Below are 16,474 nucleotides of genomic sequence, written 5' to 3'. Positions count from 1 at the left end.
CTGTTTGCGGCCTTCAGTGCTTCATGCCGCCGAGATACATCACGGCCACTCCGGCGACCACCAGTGCGATACCGATCAGCGTCGCGGGCTTCACGGGCTCGTCGAAGAGCAGCACCCCGCCCACGAACGCCCCCACCGTGCCCACCCCGGACCAGATCGCGTAGACGGGCCCCACGTTCAGCGTCTTGAGGGCCTGCGCCAGCATGACGAACGCCGCCGCGTAACCGACCACGACCAGCACGCTCGGTCCGAGACGGCTCAGCCCGTACGACGCCCGGAGCGCCAACGTGCCGATCACCTCGGAGATGATGGCGCCCACCACCAGAACGAATCCCATGGGCTCCACCTTCGGGTCGGGAAGGAAAGTCGGCAAACACAAAGATCCCCACGGAAATCCGTGGGGATCTTGCTGGTGTCCGAGGGGGGACTTGAACCCCCACGCCCGATAAAGGGCACTAGCACCTCAAGCTAGCGCGTCTGCCATTCCGCCACCCGGACAAGGTGTCTGTCTCGCGGCCCTGGGCCGTTCCGACGTGGAAAACCATAGCAAACATTCGACCCCCCTCGATCACCCCCTCGGCACGCCTCCGCCGCCATGGGCCGGGCGCCGCCCTTGGGCCGAGAGGCACGATGGCGAGAGGATGGGCCGACCACCAGCAGCGACAGCGGGAGGAATCAGCGTGAGCGAGTCGAACACGGCCCGGGCGGTAACGGGCGAGGACGAGGTCGTCGATCTCTGCCGTGAGCTGATCAGGATCGACACCAGCAACTACGGCGACCATTCCGGCCCCGGAGAGCGCGTGGCGGCCGAGTACGTCGCGGAGAAGCTCGCCGAGGTCGGCCTCGAGCCGCAGATCCTCGAGTCGCACAAGGGCCGCGCCTCCACCGTCGCCCGCATCGAGGGCGAGGACCCGTCCAAGCCTGCGCTGCTCATCCACGGCCATCTCGACGTGGTGCCCGCGAACGCGGACGACTGGACCCACCACCCGTTCTCCGGCGAGGTCGCGGACGACTGCGTCTGGGGCCGCGGCGCGGTGGACATGAAGGACATGGACGCCATGACCCTCGCGGTCGTACGGGACCGGCTGCGCAGCGGCCGGAAGCCCCCGCGCGACATCGTCCTGGCCTTCCTCGCCGACGAGGAGGCGGGCGGCACCTACGGCGCCCGGTATCTCGTCGACAAGCACCCGGGACTGTTCGAGGGCGTTACGGAGGCCATCGGAGAGGTCGGCGGCTTCTCCTTCACCGTCAACGAGAACCTGCGGCTCTACCTCGTGGAGACGGCGCAGAAGGGCATGCACTGGATGCGCCTGACCGTGGAAGGCACCGCGGGCCACGGGTCGATGACCAACAACGACAACGCCATCACCGAGCTGTGCGAGGCCGTCGGCCGGCTCGGCCGCCACACCTGGCCGGTCAGGGCCACCAAGACCGTGCGGTCCTTCCTCGACGAGCTCTCCGACGCGCTCGGCACCCCGCTCGACCCGGAGGACATGGACGCCACCCTCGCCAAGCTCGGCGGCATCGCCAAGATGGTCGGCGCGACCCTGCGCAACTCCGCGGCCCCCACCATGCTCGGCGCCGGTTACAAGGTGAACGTCATCCCCGGGCAGGCCACCGCCCATGTCGACGGACGCTTCCTGCCGGGCTACGAGGAGGAGTTCCTCGCCGACCTTGACCGGCTGCTCGGTCCCCGCGTCAAGCGTGAGGACGTGCACGGCGACAAGGCGCTGGAGACCAGCTTCGACGGCGCGCTCGTCGACGCGATGCAGGTCGCGCTCAAGGCCGAGGACCCGATCGCCCGGGCCGTGCCGTACATGCTCTCCGGCGGCACCGACGCCAAGTCCTTCGACGACCTCGGCATCCGCTGCTTCGGCTTCGCGCCGCTCAAGCTGCCGCCGGAGCTGGACTTCGCCGGCATGTTCCACGGCGTGGACGAGCGGGTGCCGGTGGACGGACTGAAGTTCGGCGTGCGGGTCCTCGACCGGTTCATCGACCAGTGCTGAAACGGTCCACGGGTGCGCCGCGCCGGGCTGCTCGGATGACGCTCCGATTATCGTCCGCGCGTACGCAAGTGACTTGAAAGAGTGAATGGGCGTGACGGCTCGTAGCCCCGCTGCTCCCTCCTCGTTACAGGTGATGCGGTCCGCGGCTGGGATCGCATTTGCCAACAGGAGGAACAATGATCAAGAAGGTCGTCGCGACTGCGGCTGCCACCAGTGGTCTGCTGCTCGCCGGTGCGGGCATGGCCATGGCCGACTCCGGTGCCAGCGGTGCCGCCGTGAACTCTCCCGGCGTCCTGTCGGGCAACCTGGTTCAGCTGCCGGTCCACGTGCCCGTGAACCTGTGCGGCAACACGGTCGACGTCGTCGGCCTGCTGAACCCCGCCTTCGGCAACGAGTGCGCCAACGTGTGACGTTGTGAGCCGGTCCCACCGGACAGGGCTTGAATCCGGGCGGCTCCGGAGTGTGCGCCATGCACTCCGGAGTCGCCCGCTTCTTCGACCCCTCGGCATGTGCCCAGGGGTATTCGTGAAGCTGGAAGGCAGGCAACAAGACATGCGACAGGTCACGCGCAAAGGCCTGATCACCGTGGCGGCCGCGGGTGGGGTACTCGCCCTCGGCGGCGGCTACGCACAGGCGGACGCCGGAGCGGTCGGGGAGACATCGCACTCGCCCGGCGTGCTGTCCGGGAACTCCGTCCAGGTGCCCGTGCACGTTCCGATGAACGTCTGCGGCAACACCGTCAACGTCGTCGGGCTGCTCAACCCGGCGTTCGGCAACACGTGCGTCAATGCGTCCGGCTCGGACCAGAACGGCGGCGGCGGTTCCGGAGCCGAGGGCCAGGCGAGCAACTCGCCCGGCGTTCTGTCGGGCAACCAGGTCCAGGCGCCGGTCCACGTACCGGTCAACGTCTGCGGCAACACCGTGGACGTCGTCGGGCTGCTCAACCCGGCGTTCGGCAACGAGTGCGCGCACGACGCGGGCGGCGGCACGGAGCAGCCCGGCGGCCCGGAGGAGCCCGGTAACCCGGAGGAGCCCGGTAACCCGGAGGAGCCCGGCAATCCGGAAGAGCCCTCCACGCCGGAGGAGCCCGGCACGCCGGAGGAGCCCTCCACGCCGCAGACTCCGCAAACCCCGCAGACTCCGCAGACTCCGCAAACCCCGCAGACTCCGCAGACCCCGGAGACCCCGGAGACCCCGGAGACCCCGGAGACCCCGGACGAGCCGAACACCCCCGACACGCGTACCGGCACGCCCGGTGACGGCGGGGACCAGCTCGCGGAGACCGGAATGGACACGCTCGACCTGCTGGCCCCGGCGGGCGTGGGCCTGCTGCTGGCCGGAACGGTGCTGTACCGGCGGGCCCGCGCGGCTGCGTAGGCATGCGTGCCGGGGCCCTGGTCGGGGCCCTGGCTCAGCGGTATTCGAAGGAGCGGGTCCCCGCGGTCGCGGGGGCCCGCTCCTTCATCTGCCCGTACTCAGGGTCACCAGGTGGCCCGCACCTGGCGGATGATGCGCCGGCGCAGCCGCACCCTGCGGCTGCCGTCCCGGTGCAGGGTCAATCGGTCCAACTCCCAGTGTCCGTACTCGGCATGGTCGGTCAGCAGACGGGTCGCTTCCTTGCGGGAAACCCCGCGCGGCACGTAAACGTCGACAAATTCGTATTCCGGCATCGCATCTATTGTGCGGGCAGCGCCCCGGTACGGATAGCGTCTGCACTATGTCTGATGCTGCGCAGCCCACCGCTGCCGAGGTACGTGCCGCCGCCGAGGCGGTCAAAGCCGCACTGGACCGTCACCTCGAGGCGGTCGAGAACCGCACGGGCGACGACGACCCGGCCGTCTACGACGCGTTCAACGCGCTCGCCGCGGCGGCCGAGGCGTACGACGAGCGGCTCTACGACCGGTACGACGAGGTCACACCCTTCGAGATCCCGGGCGCGGACGATTCGCTGCCACCGTATGCGGGGCCGGAGGAGCCGAACGCGCTGAGTGTGCTGATCCGCCGGGACTACGCGGTGGTGGAGCCGCAGCGGCTGCTCGCGCAGGCGCAGCGCATCGCCGACATCGAGCAGGACGACGAGCCGGCGGCGAACGTCCCGGTCGTCGGCACGAGCGTGCACTCGGCTCTGGGGGTGCTCTTCGGGGAGTACGAACCCGACGAGATCGCTTCACGGCACAAGGAGTTCGGCCTCGAGGAGGGCGACTCCACGCTGTGGGTGTCCGCGGCCGACGAACTTCCCGAGCCCGGGGAATGGCTGAGCGTCCCCTTCGACCAGGCGGACCCGGAGCGGGTCGTGTGCCGCTTCGACGTCAGCTCGGTCTTCGACGAGGACGAACTGCGCGAGGAGCGGGTGGATCTCGAAGACGACTCCTGATTCGGCTGTGCGGAACCGAAGGATCGCGCCAGAGCGCCGGCGGATTCCGTGCGGATCAGGCCAATGTGCGCACGACCCGGCCCCCGGCCCGGGACGACCCTCGGCGGTCGTCCCGGGCCGGGGCCGCTACGGCGCCTCCGTCGGCGGCTGCCGCGTCTGAGGTGCGGGCTCGGCCAGCAGGCCCTCCAGCAGCGTCCCCAGCCGCGTGGTGCGCGGGGCGGCCGGCACCTCCGCCACGGCGCGCGGCAACGCCTGGTCCACGCCGTGCACCACGGACAGATGCCGCTCGGCGCGGCCGAACGCGGTGTACACCCAGGGCCTGCTCAGCCCCTGAGCGGCGTCCCCCGGCAGTACGACGACCACCGCCGGCCACCGCATGCCCGCCGCCTGATGTGCGGTCATCGCCCAGCCGTGGCGCAGCACCGATTCCACGCGGTCCTTGGTCACCAAGGTCTTGATGCCGTCGCAGTCGAGATGCAGGCCGCTCGCGTCCGCGGAGACTACCGTCCCGGTAAGCGTCCGGCCGAGGGCCTGCGTACAGGCGACCCGGTCGCCCGGGTCGAAGCCGGCGAAGCGGCCGTCGCCCGGGTTGAGGCGCTGCTTCAGCGCCGCGTTGAGCGCTCGGGTGCCTGCGGCGCCACCGTGGCCCACGGTGATCACCTGGGTCTGCTCGGCCGGCACCCCGATGGCCCGCGGCACCGAGTCGGCGACCAGCTGGACCGCACGGTGCACGGCCTCGCCGGCGTCCCGCACCGGGACGATCACGACCTCCTTGCCGGGGGCGGCCACCTGGTTCAGCTCTCCGATGCCGACGCCCGACACCAGCTCGCCGATCGGCCCGGGATCGGGCGTGCGCGACGCGATCTGCGGGCACACCCGGGCAGCCAGCACATCCGCGAACACCCAGCCAGCGCCGGGGCCGCCCAGCACTCCGGGGTCGCCGCTGAGCACCAGCCGGCTGCCGTCCGGCATCGACTCCACCAGCATCGCCCCGGTCTCGACGTCGAGCTGCGGCGCGTCAAGCACGACCAGCAGGTCCAGTCCGAACGCGCCGTCCTCGTCCCGGCCGGGGCCCGCGGTGCCGGCCAGCAGCGCGGCGACGGTCACGGCGTCGACGTCCGGGCCCAGCCTGCGGCGGCAGTTCTCCCCGTGCACCGCCACGGCGGCCCGAAGGCCCAGGCGTCGGGCCGTCTCCACGAGGGCGACCGGCTCGGCCCGCGCCGCCTCGCCGCCGGTGTGCACGACCAGCCCGTGCCCCCCGGCTGCCCGGACGAGGTCGGGCCCGTCCCAGGCATCGGCCGGGCCGGTCCTGACCAGCCGGGCCAGCCCGTCCGCGAGGCTCTCCTCCGCCATCGCGTACCGGTCGAGCCCGAGCAGGACCCGTGCGGCCTCCGCGGCCCCTTCGCCCTCCTCGTCCTCCTCCAAGCCGTCCTGGAACACCAGGACGGCACCGTCGGCGACGGCCTGCTGAACGGCCTCGTCCGGGTCCGGCACGGACCGCTCCGCGAGCGCGGAGCGTACGGCCGGGGCCTCGAGGGCCGTGTGCCCCTGGAGCGCGGCGCGCTCCAGCAGCCAGAGCACGAGCGCCGACGTCCGCCGCTCGTCGCCGGGGCCGGCGTTCCCGCCGAGCAGCGCGCGGGCGAAGCCGTCCGCCTGCTCGGGGCGTACCCCCGGCACGGACAGCAGCTGCCAGGGGTCCTCGGCGAGCACGTCCGCGGCCGTCTCGCCGAGGACCTCCGCGACCTGCCCCGCGAGGGCCTCGGGCGCCCCGCCCTTCGCGAGCACCGCCCGCACCGCGGCAACGCTCTCCGGAGCCACCGCGACAGCTGCCGGCTCGGCCGCCTTGGCGACCCGGATCGGCGGCGTGGCGACAGGAGCGGGGCGCCGGGGCTCCGGAGCGGGCGACCCGAAGTACGCCGCGCCCGCCTTCTCGCCGCTCTCCACGGCCCGCACGGCGGCGAGCAGATCCGCGGCCTTGCCGCTCAGCTTCGCCCCGCTGGGCAGAGGCCCGCCCCTCTCGGCCTTCCGCTGCTCGATTCGTGCCCTCAACGCCTTCTGCGCGGCAATCTCAGCCTCAAGCTCACCAACCTCCGCGCCTTCGGCACCGGTCGCCCGTTCATGGCCCCCGTCCGCGGCGTCCGTGCCGTCGGTCGCCGGGCTGTCGTCGGCCCCGTTGGCCGGGCCGTCGCCGCCTTCGGCACCGGTGGCGTGTTCGTGGCGCCCGCCTGCGGCCTCTGCGTCGTCGGTCGCCGGGCCGTGCACCTCCGCATCCTCCGTCGCGTCCTTCGCGCCAAGCCCGTCCGCTGTCGCGCCGCGCCCGTCCTCCGCCCCAGCCGCGGCCGGGTGGGCGGGCGGGGGAGGGGTGGGGCCGACGGGGTCGGGCTCGGCCGGGGGGCCGGGGGGCGTGCCCCGGGAAGACGCGGTCACAGCGTGCTCCAGTCCTGGTCCGGATAGTGGTGCACCGGCGCCGACACATCGTCGAGCGCCCGGCAGATCTCGTCAGGAAGACTAAGCGCCTCCACTGACAACGCGGCCGCGAGTTGCTGTGCGTTGCGCGCTCCGACGATGGGGGCGGCCACTCCCGGCCGGTCGCGTACCCACGCCAGCGCCACCTCCAGCGGCGTTGCCGCGAGGCCGTCCGCCGCTGTGACGACCGCGTCCACGATGCGGCTCGCGGCCTCGTCCAGGTACGGCTCGACGAACGGCGCCATCTGTTCCGACGCGCCGCGGGAGTCGGCGGGCGTTCCCGCCCGGTACTTCCCGGTGAGCACCCCCCGCCCCAGCGGCGACGAAGGCAGCAGCCCCACGCCGAGGTCGAGTGCTGCGGGCAGCACCTCCCGCTCCACACCCCGCTGCAACAGCGAGTACTCCATCTGCGTGCTCGCGAGCCGTGTCCGCACCCCCGGAGCGGCCAGCTGCCAGGTCGCCGCCTTGGCCAGCTGCCATCCGCAGAAGTTCGACACGCCGGCGTACCGTGCGCGCCCGCTGCTGACCGCGATGTCCAGGGCCTGCAGCGTCTCGTCGAGCGGGGTGTCCGGGTCGAAGGCGTGGACCTGCCACAGGTCCACGTAGTCCGTCCCGAGCCGCGCCAGCGACGCGTCCAGTGCGGCGAGCAGATGACCACGCGAGCCGTCGAAGCGCCGGTCCGGGTCCGGCACGCTGCCGGCTTTCGTGGCCATGACCAGGTCGCTGCGCGGCACCAACCGCTCCACCAGCTGCCCGAGCAGATACTCCGCTTCCCCGCCGCCGTACACATCCGCCGTGTCGACCAGCGTGCCGCCCGCCTCCCAGAAGAGCTTCAACTGGTCGGCGGCGTCGTGCTCGTCGGTGTCCCGGCCCCAGGTCAGGGTGCCGAGTCCGATCCGGGACACGCGCAGGCCGGTACGGCCGAGATGCCTCTGCTCCATGGGCGCTGAGATTACTGGCCAGGGCCGCACGCGGAGAGACCCCTGTGGACAACCTCCCCCTGCCGGATCGCCCTCGCCCGCGCTAGAGTCCCCGGCACAGGCACGTTACTGATCAGTAAGAGGGAGCGGTTTATGCGGCTCGGCATCAACCTCGGCTACTGGGGCGCGGGCATGGACGGCGACAACCTCGCCGTCGCGAAGGAGGCCGACAGGCTCGGCTACGACGTCTGCTGGGCCGCGGAGGCGTACGGCTCCGACGCCCCCACGGTGCTCAGCTGGGTCGCCGCCCAGACCGAGCGCATCGACGTCGGCTCCGCGATCCTGCAGATCCCGGCCCGCCAGCCCGCGATGACCGCGATGACCGCGGCCACGCTCGACTCGCTGTCCGGCGGCCGCTTCCGCCTCGGCCTCGGCGTCTCGGGACCGCAGGTCTCCGAGGGCTGGTACGGCGTCAAGTTCGACAAGCCGCTCTCCCGCACGCGCGAGTACGTCGAGATCGTGCGCAAGGCCATGTCACGCGAACGCCTGTCCTACGAGGGCGAGCACTGGACGCTGCCGCTGCCCGACGGCCCCGGCAAGCCCATCAAGCTCACGGTCCACCCGCAGCGCGAGCACATCCCGCTCTACATCGCGGCGATCGGCCCCAAGAACCTGGAGCAGACCGGTGAGATCGCCGACGGCGCCCTGCTGATCTTCCCCTCGCCCGAGCACATCGAGGACACCGCGCTCCGGCACATCCGTACGGGCCGCGAGAAGGCCGGAAAGACGATGGACGGGTTCGACGTATGTCCGACCCTGCCCCTCGCGGTCGGCGACGACGTGAACGGCCTGGCGGACATGTTCCGGCCGTACACCGCGCTGTACGTCGGTGGCATGGGCAGCCGCAAGCAGAACTTCTACAACCAGCTCGCGCAGCGCATGGGTTACGAGAAGGAGGCCGTCGAGATCCAGGACAAGTACCTCGACGGCGACAAGGCCGGCGCGGCGGCCGCTGTCCCGCACCAGCTGATCGACCAGACCGCGCTGCTCGGGCCCGTGGAGCGCATCGCCGACCGGATGCAGGCCTACGCCGCTTCCGGTGTCACCACGCTCACCCTCGCACCGGCCGGCTTCACGCTCGAAGAGCGGATCACCGCGCTGCGGGCCGGCACCGACGCGCTGGAGCGCGCGGGCCTCGCCTGAGAGTCCTCAAGAAGTCTGCGGCCGTGGTGGGGGCTCGGGGGTCTTCCCCGCCACGGCCGTCACGCGGTACAACGCGCGACGGCCCCGGCGGTTACTGCCGTGTGCCGCCGGCCCTCTCATCCGTTCGGCGCAGCCGTTCCGGTCACCTGTTGCCCGCCCGGGCGTCTCGCATTTGACTCGTTCTTTGCGGATGTCCCCAAGGCCCAGACGGAGGCGGCAGACATGTTCTCGGCCCGGAGTCTCTTCCAGGAGATCGTCGACTGCGACAAATCGTTCCAGCTCTTCTGCTCGATCGCCGCCGGCGGTGAGGCCCAGGGAGGTTGGGAGAACGGCCGTATCGCCGCCCTCGTTCCCGAGAGCATGCGTGAGCTCGCCCCGAAGATCACCAGGCACGGCGCCGACGAGGACAAGCACGGCCGCCTGTTCAACGCGCTGCTCAAGAAACGGCGGTTGGACCCGGTGCCCGTGCCGCGTGAGACCGACTACACGATGCTGCTGGAGCAGCGGGGTATCGGCCTTGCCCACGAGAAGCTGCGCCGCGACGAACCGCTGACCGAGCAGGACATCGTGGTCTACCTCGCGCACAGCCGGGTGACGGAGCAGCGGGCAGCCGACCAGATGGAGCTGCTGGTTCGGTACTTCGGGGACCATTCGGAACTCGGCAGGGCCATCCGTATGATCTGCGACGAGGAGGACAGCCACCTGGTTTACTGCCACGAGGAGTTGCTCAGCCTCGCTGCCGCCGGACACGGACCCACCATCCGGCGTGTGCTGCGTGAGGTCGCACGCGCCGAGATCCGGGTCCACCGCGATGTGAGCTTCGCCGTCATGGCGCACATGGGCCGGCTGCTGCACTGGTCGAAGGCCAGATCGGCCGTGCTGGCGGCCGGTATTTACGCGATGTACGTGTACGAGCGGCTCGGTGGCTGGCGTCGCATGGTCGACCTCAGGATGCCGGAGCGCCGCGGGGCACTCGACGGTCCGGCCGCCACGGCAACCGTCGTCTGAGGTGGCACATGTCCCGGCCCTCGCGCCGGTCCCGCGAGGCCCGCGCAGCGGCCTCGGGCCAGGCAGGGAGGCCGTTGCCGCGGGCGGCCTGCGGTGGATCGCCGCCGTGGTCGTCGCGTACACCCTCGTCCAGCTGGCCCTGGCCGTCCCCGGAACGAGTCTCGGCTGGGACGAGACCGTCTACGTCAGTCAGGTCAGTCCCGGCTCCGAAGCGGCCTTCTTCAGCGCGCCGCGCGCCCGCGGCATCACCTTCCTCGTCGCGCCGCTCACGGCCCTGACCTCGTCCGTCGAAGCGCTCCGCGTGTACCTCTCGCTGCTGTCGGGCGCCGGACTGTTCCTGGCGCTCGCGGTGTGGCGAAGGCTGCTGCCCGCGCGTGTGGTCGCCCTCGCCGGAGGGCTGTTCGCCGGACTCTGGGTCACCGTGTTCTACGGTCCGCAGGTCATGCCGAACCTGTGGGTCGCACTCGGGGCGCTGTTCACCGTCGGCTGCTTCCTGCGGGCCGCGCGCGACCGGTCCGACCGCGCCTGCCTGCTGGGCGCCAGTGCAGGCGTTGCGTTCGTCGCGCTCATGCGGCCGACGGACGCCTTCTGGCTCATCGCCCCGCTCGCCGTCGTCGCCGCGTTGTCGTGGACGGGCCGGCGGCCCGCGCTGCCGGCGGCGCTCGCGGTGGGAGCTGCCGTCGGTTGCGCCCCATGGATCATCGAGGCCTACGCCGGATACGGCGGGCTCCTCGCCCGCCTGAGCCGCGCCAGTGAGATCCAGGGCCACCTGGGACTGAACCTGGCCGTCGACGACCAGATCCGTGCGCTGGACGGCAGGACGCTGTGCCGGCCCTGCGACGTTGCATGGCGGCGGCCGGTCACCGCCCTGTGGTGGTTCGCCCTTCCGCTGCTGGTCGCCGGGGGTGCCCTGGTGGTGGCACGCATCCGGCGCGATCCGCTGGCCGGCCCCTCCGTGATCCGCCCCTCGGCCGTCCTGGTACCGACGCTGGCGGGACTGTCGCTGGCCGTGCCGTATCTGCTGCTGATCGGGTACGCCGCGCCCCGCTTCCTGCTGCCCGCCTACGCGCTGCTCGCGCTGCCGGTCGCGGTGTGCCTCGGCTGGATCGCCCAGGCGGTGCGGCCGCGTGCGCTGGTGGTGACGGTCCTCGCCGTGGGGCTGGCCGGCCACCTGGCGGTCCAGTACTCCGTGCTGCACGGCGCGGTGGACCGCAGCCGGGAGAACCGGAAGGCATTCGACCGGATCGCCGCCGAGCTGCACCGGCAAGGCGTCCGCGCGCCCTGTGTGATCAGCGGGACGGAGGCGCCGCGGGTCGCCTTCCGCACCGGCTGCGCCTCTCGCCAGGCCGGCGGCCACGACGGCAGCATCACCCGGGCGGGCCTCGCCGCACTCGCGGACGAGCGGCCGGTCGCCTACGTGGTGGAGGGGCAGGCCCGGCCGCCGGCGTTCGCCCGCGGCTGGCGCCGCCTCAGCCTCCCCGGTCTGCCTGCCCGTCCAGTACTGAGCGCCTACCTGGGCCCGGCGACCACCGCGACGAGCGAGGCGAGCGTGGCTCCGGCAGCCGCCGCCCCGGCCACCAGCGCGGCTCCGGCAGCCGCCGCCCAGGCCCGGACCGGGGCTCGGCCGTGTCAGAGCCAGCCGCGCCGTTTGAACAGCCGGTACAGCCCGACGACCGCGCCTGCCATGAGCACCGCCGTCGCCGGATACGCCCACGGCTGCTTCAGTTCCCACATGTACTCGAAGTTCATGCCGTAGATCCCCGCGACCATCGTCGGCACGGCCGCCATGGCCGCCCACGCCGAGATCTTGCGCATGTCGTCGTTCTGCCGGACGCCCATCTGCGCGAGATGGGCGGACAGAATGTCCGACAGCAGCCGGTCCAGCCCTTCCACCTGCTCGTTCGCCCGCGTCAGGTGGTCGCTCACATCGCGGAAGAACGGTTGCGCGTGCTCATGGACGAACGGCACACCCGCGCCCGCCAGCCGCGCCATCGGCGCCGCCAACGGCCCGGCCGCCCGGCGGAACTCGAGCACCTGCCGCTTGAAGGTGTAGATCCGCGCCGCCGTGTTCTTCGAGTCCCGGCGAGCCGGTTCGAAGACCTCGGTCTCCAGTTCCTCGAGGTCCACCTGGAGCTCGGCGGCGACGTCGATGTAGTGGTCGACGACCGCGTCACTGATCGCGTACAGCACCGCCGTCGGCCCGTGCCGCAGCACGGCGGGCTCGGCCTCCAGCCGTTCGCGCACGTCGTGCAGCGGGGCGCCCTCGCCGTGCCGGACAGTCACCACGAACGAGTCGCCTACGAAGACCATCAGTTCGCCCGTGGTGACGGAGTCGCTGTCCGGCTCGTACACCACGGGTTTGAGGACGACGAACAGCGAGTCGTCGTACACCTCGAGCTTGGGCCGCTGATGTGCCTTGAGCGCGTCCTCGACGGCGAGCGGGTGCAGCACGAACTCGTCGGCGACATGATCGAACTCGTCCGCCGTCGGCTCGTGCAGCCCTATCCACAGGAAGGCGTCACCGGTGGCCCGTGCCTCGTCCAGGGCATCCGAAAAATCAGACGGGCCCTCGGTGCGGCGTCCGTCACGATAAATGGCACAGTCCACGATCACGGCGCGCATTCTTCCCCGCCTGTGCCCCGGGCACACCCCCGGCCCGCCCGTCGGGGACCGTAGGCTGGCCCCCATGGCCACGCTGATCCTCGTACGCCACGGACGTTCCACCGCCAACACCGAGGGAGTACTCGCCGGCTGGACACCGGGTGTCCGCCTCGACGACCGCGGAGCCGCACAGGCGGCGGCCCTGCCCGGACGGCTCGCCGGTGTGCCGATAGCGGCGGTGATCTCCAGCCCGCTGGAGCGCTGCCAGGAGACCCTCGCCCCGCTGCTGGAAACCCGGCCGGAGCTCCGCATGGAGACCGACGAGCGCATCGGGGAGTGCCACTACGGGGACTGGTCGGGGCGCAAGCTGGCGGAGCTGGCCGACGAGCCGCTGATGGAGGTCGTCCAGCAGCACCCGTCCGCGGCGGCCTTCCCCGGCGGTGAGTCCATGCGCGCCATGCAGGCCAGGGCGGTCGACGCCGTGCGCGACTGGAACGCGCGCGTCGACGAGGCGCACGGCGAGGGCGCCGCCTTTGTGATGTGCTCGCACGGGGACATCATCAAGTCCCTGGTGGCGGACGCTCTCGGCCTGCATCTCGACCTGTTCCAGCGCATCCATGTCGAGCCGTGCTCCGTCACCGCGATCCGCTACACCCGCACCCGGCCGTTCCTGCTGCGCCTCGGCGACACCGGGGATCTGGGCTTCCTGGCACCCCGCACGGAAGGCCCCGAGGAGAAGGGCGAAAGTGGCGACGCGGTCGTCGGGGGCGGTGCGGGCGCACCGTGATCGCTTCGCGCAGTAGGGTGGACGGGCCTAAAAGCTCCAGTACCCGCACGACGAAGAGACCGCCCCGCGAACCGACGCGGAACCCGACGCAGAAACAGACCGATCCTTTCGATCCCGAGGGAGACAGAACGTGTCCCGTCAGGTGTTCCTCTACGACCCGCCGGAGCGCTTCGTGGCCGGTACGGTCGGGCTGCCTGGCCGCCGTACGTTCTTCCTGCAGGCCTCCGCCGCAGGGCGCGTGACCAGCGTCGCTCTGGAGAAGACACAGGTCGCCGCCCTCGCCGAGCGGATCGACGAACTGCTGGACGAAGTGGTGCGCCGCACCGGGGGCAACGCGCCGGTGCCGGCCGTCGCGCCCGCCGACGTCTCCGACACCGCGCCGCTCGACAATCCGGTCGAGGAGGAATTCCGCGTCGGCACGATGGCGCTGGCGTGGGACGGCGAGGAACAGCGCATGATCGTCGAGGCGCAGGCGCTCGTGGAGCTCGAGGCGGACTCCGAGGAGGACCTCGCCGAGGCCGAGGAGCGGCTGCTGCAGGACGAGGAGAACGGCCCGCCGATGCTTCGCGTGCGGCTCACCGGCGCACAGGCCAGGGCGTTCGCCAAGCGCGCACTGGACGTGGTCAACGCCGGCCGGCCGCCGTGCCCGCTGTGCAGCCTGCCTCTGGATCCGGAAGGACACGTATGCCCGCGGCAGAACGGATACCGACGGGGCGCGTGAGCACGGCCGATGTGCTCGCGATCCTCGCGAAGGGCGAGCTGACGGTCCGCGGACGGGTGCGCGAGGCGTCGAACGCGGTGCTGTACTGCACGGCCTCCCACGAGGGCGAGGAAGTCCACTGCGTCTACAAGCCCATCGCCGGCGAGCGCCCGCTGTGGGACTTCCCCGACGGCACCCTCGCGCAGCGCGAGGTGGCGGCGTACGAACTGTCGGAGGCGACCGGCTGGGCGCTGGTGCCGCCCACCGTCCTGCGCGACGGCCCCTACGGCGAGGGCATGGTCCAGCTGTGGATCGAGGCGGATCCCGAGGCCGCGATCCTGGCGCTCGTCGAGGACGAGGAGCCGGGGGACGGCTGGAAGGCGGTCGGCTTCGCCGACGTCGGCGAGGGCCGCACCGCGCTGCTCGTCCACGCCGACGACATGCGGCTGCGCCGGCTCGCGGTGCTCGACGCGGTGATCAACAACGGCGACCGCAAGGGCGGCCACCTGCTGCCCGCGGCCGACGGCGCGCTCTACGCGATCGACCACGGGGTCACCTTCAACGTCGAGGACAAGCTCCGCACGCTGTTGTGGGGGTGGGCGGGGGAGCCGCTGCCCCCGGAGGCGACGGCCGCGCTCACGGCCGTCGGTGCGGCGCTCGCCGACGGCGGGCCCTTCGCCACCCGACTGGCGGAACTGCTCACGGAGGCCGAGGTCGATGCCGTACGCAAGCGGGTGGCGGCGCTGCTCGCGTCCGGCAGGCACCCGTTGCCGTCGGGGGAGTGGCCGGCGATCCCCTGGCCGCCTGTCTAGACATGACACCGGCCAAAGCGCAAGAGGGCCCAACCGGCCAGGATCAGTGATCCGGTTCGTATGCGGAAGCTGCGTCCGGTTAGGCTCATGACATGCATGCCTGGCCCGCTTCTGAGGTCCCCGCCCTGCCTGGCAAGGGCCGCGACCTCCGGATCCACGACACCGCGACCGACGGTCTGGTGACCCTTGACCCCGGTCCCGTCGCCCGTATCTACGTCTGCGGCATCACACCGTACGACGCGACCCACATGGGTCACGCGGCGACCTACAACGCGTTCGACCTTGTGCAGCGCGTGTGGCTCGACACCAAGCGGCAGGTTCACTACGTCCAGAACGTGACGGACGTGGACGACCCCTTGCTCGAACGCGCGATCCGTGACGGGCACGACTGGACGGAGCTCGCGGAGCGCGAGACCGCCCTGTTCCGCGAGGACATGACCGCGCTGCGGATGCTGCCGCCGCAGCACTACATCGGCGCGGTCGAGGCGATACCGGGGATCGTCCCGCTCGTCGAGCGGCTCCGCGACGCGGGCGCCACATACGAACTCGACGGCGACGTCTACTTCTCCGTCGGGGCCGACCCGCACTTCGGCGAGGTCTCCCGCCTCGACGCCGAAGCCATGCGGCTGCTCTCGGCGGAGCGCGGCGGCGACCCCGAGCGCCCCGGCAAGAAGAACCCGCTCGACCCGATGCTGTGGATGGCCGCCCGCGACGGCGAGCCGAGCTGGGACGGCGGCACCCTCGGCCGCGGCCGGCCCGGCTGGCACATCGAGTGCGTCGCCATCGCACTCGATCACCTCGGCATGGGCTTCGACGTGCAGGGCGGCGGCTCCGATCTCGCCTTCCCGCACCACGAGATGGGCGCCTCGCACGCCCACGCGCTCACCGGTGAGCACCCGTTCGCCAAGGCGTACGTCCACGCCGGCATGGTCGCTCTCCACGGCGAGAAGATGTCCAAGTCCAAGGGCAACCTCGTCTTCGTCTCCCGGCTCCGGCGCGACGGCGTCGACCCCGCCGCCATAAGGCTGGCGCTGCTCTCCCACCACTACCGGGCCGACTGGGAGTGGACCGACGCGGTGCTCCAGGACGCGGTGGAGCGTCTCGCGCGCTGGCGCGCGGCCGTCTCCCGCCCCGACGGGCCGTCCGCCGAGGCGCTGGTCGAGGAGATCCGAGAGGCGCTCTCCAACGATCTCGACGCACCCACGGCGCTCGCCGCCGTGGACCGCTGGGCCGCGCTCCAGCAGTCCACGGGCGGCACGGACGAAGGCGCGCCCGGGATGGTCTCCAGGGCGGTCGACGCTCTGCTGGGCGTCGCACTGTAACGCGCCTGCGCTGCAACTCGTCTTCAGGGCCCCGCGCGGCACCCAGAGGTGCCGCGTGGGGCCCTTGCGCCTGTGGCCGGATCCGGCCGGGTGCGCCGCCGTCACTTCTCCTTCGCCCAGCGGCAGTTGGTGTGGGCGCCCTGAGAGAGCGGGAGCGGGGGGGGGGGGGGGGGGGGGGGGGGGGGCCCCCCCCCCCCCCCCCCCCTCCCCCCCCCCCCCCCCCAGGGAGGGGGCGAGTCTTTGTGTATGCTCGAAGACACCAAAGTTTTTTCTCC

Annotated in this window: 15 protein-coding genes and 1 tRNA gene; 10 read left to right on the top strand and 6 right to left on the bottom strand. The window is 71.8% G+C overall.

Annotation, left to right across the window (positions count from 1 at the left end; all coding sequences use genetic code 11):
* Window positions 1-13 precede the first annotated feature (13 nt).
* Entirely contained in the window at window positions 14-337 is a 324-nt protein-coding gene (locus ACZ4SA_RS19220) for a DMT family transporter (RefSeq protein ID WP_468275837.1), read from the bottom strand.
* 73 nt (window positions 338-410) lie between these two features.
* A tRNA-Leu gene (locus ACZ4SA_RS19215) sits at window positions 411-498 on the bottom strand.
* Between the two features lie 182 nt (window positions 499-680).
* Here ACZ4SA_RS19215 and ACZ4SA_RS19210 point away from each other — a divergent pair.
* From ACZ4SA_RS19210 to ACZ4SA_RS19200, 3 genes are all read left to right on the top strand, one after another.
* Window positions 681-2,006, top strand: coding sequence for a M20/M25/M40 family metallo-hydrolase (locus tag ACZ4SA_RS19210; protein ID WP_468275834.1), 1,326 nt, complete (start codon window positions 681-683; stop codon window positions 2,004-2,006).
* A gap of 176 nt (window positions 2,007-2,182) precedes the next feature.
* The gene (locus ACZ4SA_RS19205) at window positions 2,183-2,416 is read left to right on the top strand and encodes a chaplin (protein WP_468275831.1); all 234 of its coding nucleotides are present in this window, start codon (window positions 2,183-2,185) and stop codon (window positions 2,414-2,416) included.
* Between the two features lie 142 nt (window positions 2,417-2,558).
* A complete protein-coding gene (locus ACZ4SA_RS19200) occupies window positions 2,559-3,383 on the top strand; it encodes a chaplin (protein ID WP_468275829.1) in 825 nt (274 codons plus the stop codon).
* A 104-nt stretch (window positions 3,384-3,487) separates the two neighbouring features.
* Here the strand turns inward: ACZ4SA_RS19200 and ACZ4SA_RS19195 are convergent, their stop codons facing one another.
* The gene (locus tag ACZ4SA_RS19195; RefSeq protein ID WP_100106356.1) at window positions 3,488-3,676 is read right to left on the bottom strand and encodes a DUF5703 family protein; all 189 of its coding nucleotides are present in this window, start codon (window positions 3,674-3,676) and stop codon (window positions 3,488-3,490) included.
* 47 nt (window positions 3,677-3,723) lie between these two features.
* Here ACZ4SA_RS19195 and ACZ4SA_RS19190 point away from each other — a divergent pair, with 47 nt between their 5' ends.
* On the top strand, window positions 3,724-4,380 hold the full coding sequence (locus ACZ4SA_RS19190) for a hypothetical protein (protein WP_468275825.1): 657 nt from the start codon (window positions 3,724-3,726) through the stop codon (window positions 4,378-4,380).
* 126 nt (window positions 4,381-4,506) lie between these two features.
* Here the strand turns inward: ACZ4SA_RS19190 and ACZ4SA_RS19185 are convergent, their stop codons facing one another.
* Together ACZ4SA_RS19185 and ACZ4SA_RS19180 are read right to left on the bottom strand one after the other, a co-directional pair.
* Window positions 4,507-6,807, bottom strand: a complete 2,301-nt coding sequence (locus ACZ4SA_RS19185) for a helix-hairpin-helix domain-containing protein (RefSeq protein WP_468275822.1) — start codon at window positions 6,805-6,807, stop codon at window positions 4,507-4,509.
* Window positions 6,804-7,787, bottom strand: coding sequence for an aldo/keto reductase (locus ACZ4SA_RS19180; protein WP_468275820.1), 984 nt, complete (start codon window positions 7,785-7,787; stop codon window positions 6,804-6,806). Before ACZ4SA_RS19180 ends, ACZ4SA_RS19185 begins: the two co-directional genes overlap by 4 nt.
* 132 nt (window positions 7,788-7,919) lie before the next feature.
* On the opposite strand from ACZ4SA_RS19180, the gene ACZ4SA_RS19175 reads away from it, so the two are divergent.
* Both ACZ4SA_RS19175 and ACZ4SA_RS19170 read left to right on the top strand, forming a co-directional pair.
* Complete coding sequence (locus tag ACZ4SA_RS19175; RefSeq protein ID WP_468275818.1) at window positions 7,920-8,969, top strand: LLM class F420-dependent oxidoreductase; 1,050 nt, start codon at window positions 7,920-7,922, stop codon at window positions 8,967-8,969.
* A gap of 222 nt (window positions 8,970-9,191) precedes the next feature.
* Window positions 9,192-9,977: a ferritin-like domain-containing protein gene (locus ACZ4SA_RS19170; RefSeq protein WP_468275815.1), complete on the top strand. Its 786-nt coding sequence runs from the start codon at window positions 9,192-9,194 to the stop codon at window positions 9,975-9,977.
* Window positions 9,978-11,606: 1,629 nt separating this feature from the next.
* On the opposite strand, the gene ACZ4SA_RS19165 is transcribed toward ACZ4SA_RS19170, so the two are convergent.
* Entirely contained in the window at window positions 11,607-12,599 is a 993-nt protein-coding gene (locus tag ACZ4SA_RS19165; RefSeq protein WP_468275813.1) for a magnesium and cobalt transport protein CorA, read from the bottom strand.
* Window positions 12,600-12,663: 64 nt separating this feature from the next.
* Here ACZ4SA_RS19165 and ACZ4SA_RS19160 point away from each other — a divergent pair, with 64 nt between their 5' ends.
* The 4 genes from ACZ4SA_RS19160 to mshC all read left to right on the top strand — a co-directional run bounded on the left by ACZ4SA_RS19160 (window position 12,664) and on the right by mshC (window position 16,199).
* Entirely contained in the window at window positions 12,664-13,365 is a 702-nt protein-coding gene (locus ACZ4SA_RS19160; RefSeq protein WP_468275812.1) for a histidine phosphatase family protein, read from the top strand.
* 130 nt (window positions 13,366-13,495) lie between these two features.
* Window positions 13,496-14,086: a DUF3090 domain-containing protein gene (locus ACZ4SA_RS19155; protein ID WP_468275809.1), complete on the top strand. Its 591-nt coding sequence runs from the start codon at window positions 13,496-13,498 to the stop codon at window positions 14,084-14,086.
* The gene (locus tag ACZ4SA_RS19150) at window positions 14,050-14,877 is read left to right on the top strand and encodes an SCO1664 family protein (protein WP_468275807.1); all 828 of its coding nucleotides are present in this window, start codon (window positions 14,050-14,052) and stop codon (window positions 14,875-14,877) included. Before ACZ4SA_RS19155 ends, ACZ4SA_RS19150 begins: the two co-directional genes overlap by 37 nt.
* Window positions 14,878-14,969: 92 nt before the next feature.
* Window positions 14,970-16,199 (top strand): cysteine--1-D-myo-inosityl 2-amino-2-deoxy-alpha-D-glucopyranoside ligase, encoded by a 1,230-nt coding sequence (gene mshC, locus ACZ4SA_RS19145; protein WP_468275805.1) that lies wholly within the window; start codon window positions 14,970-14,972, stop codon window positions 16,197-16,199.
* The last annotated feature ends 275 nt before the right edge of the window (window positions 16,200-16,474 follow it).

The organism is Streptomyces sp. NPDC027962 (assembly GCF_055566095.1).
This window is presented reverse-complemented; position numbering and strand designations above follow the sequence as displayed.